At 57.2% G+C, this 1303-nt stretch carries 1 protein-coding gene; it reads right to left on the reverse strand.

The genetic code is table 11. The features are described 5' to 3' along the window. Positions 1-3: 3 nt before the first annotated feature. Positions 4-1224 (reverse strand): ISL3 family transposase, encoded by a 1221-nt coding sequence (locus tag PSO31014_RS22205; RefSeq protein WP_150553592.1) that lies wholly within the window; start codon positions 1222-1224, stop codon positions 4-6. Positions 1225-1303 lie beyond the last annotated feature (79 nt).

Raw genomic sequence — 1303 nt, forward strand, 5'->3', positions numbered from 1 at the left:
GGTTCATCGTGGATTACCGGGGAAAGCCGCGCGGATTTTGAGGAAGAAGTATTCCTCGTCGCGGTATCCATAGGCTCGGCGTTTGATGACCTTAATGGTGTTGTTGATTCCCTCGACGACGCTGGTGTTGAGCGGATGTCGGCAGCGGGCCAGGATGCCGTGCCAGTAGCCTTGCAGGCGCTGGGCAAACAATTTCAACGCAGCGATTCCACTGTCTTGAGCCTGAGTCATCCATTGCTCCCACGCTTTCTGAGCCCAAGCTGGTTGTCGGTAGAACCACAGGCGCTTGAGTTCGTCGCGTAGTAAATAGACGCACAGCAAGGGCTGATTGGCTTGCAGTAGTTCGCTCAGATGCACGGATTGTTCCGGCCGTAGATTCCTCTGATTGCGCAGTAGCAGCCAGCGGCTCGATTTGAGAACTTTTCGTGCGGGTCTGTCATGCCGGAGCTGGTTGGCTTGATCGACGCGCACTCGGTCGATCACTTCGCGTCCATATTTGGCCACGACGTGGAACAGGTCGTAGACGATTTCCGCCTGTGGACAGTTCGCTTTGATTTCAAGCTCGTAGGCCGTTGTCATGTCGATCGCAACGGCCTCAATACGTTGGGCAACGCCCTCGGGGAGTTGCTCAAAGAATGCTCGGGCGGTTTCGCGCGAGCGGCCGTTTCCAATCCATAGCACCTGACGACTGAGCGGCTCGACGACTACCGTCGCATAGCGATGCCCCTTGTGCAGAGCAAATTCATCCATCGCCAGATACCGTACCTGCGTCCAGTCTGGCTCGACAAGGCTCGCTCGAAGACTGGCTTTGTCGATGGCTTTGACGGTGTGCCAATCCAGGCCATAGAACGCCGCTACGGCTTGCACGTTAGTGGACTTGAGCAGAATTTCACATGCCTTGGCGAAGCGCGCCGTGACTCGTTGGTAGCGCCCCAGCCAGTCCAGCTTCTCCAACCTGGGTCCACCACAATGCTCGCACCACAGCCGACGACGCGGCACATGGAGCACCACCCGGTACTCAAACAGGGGAAGATCCCGAACCCGGCGAATCGTCGTCTCGTGAATCTGCGAACAGCGCTTACCGCACTGCTCGCAGAGCATCACTCGACTGACCGGCTTCAGATACAGCGACAGCGTACGGCTATCCTCCGAAGGCCATTCCACCCGCTCAACTCGATACCCGGTCCAGCAACCCAGCGCTTCCAGTGCTTTGCGATCCAGCAATTTGTCCTCCGAACACCGTCCTTATTGGCGTCAGATTATCAATTGCCCGGAAAACCTCCACGGTTTTCCACGATGAACC

Origin of the sequence: Pandoraea soli (assembly GCF_902459595.1) — a bacterium.
Taxonomy (GTDB): Bacteria; Pseudomonadota; Gammaproteobacteria; order Burkholderiales; family Burkholderiaceae; genus Pandoraea; species Pandoraea cepalis.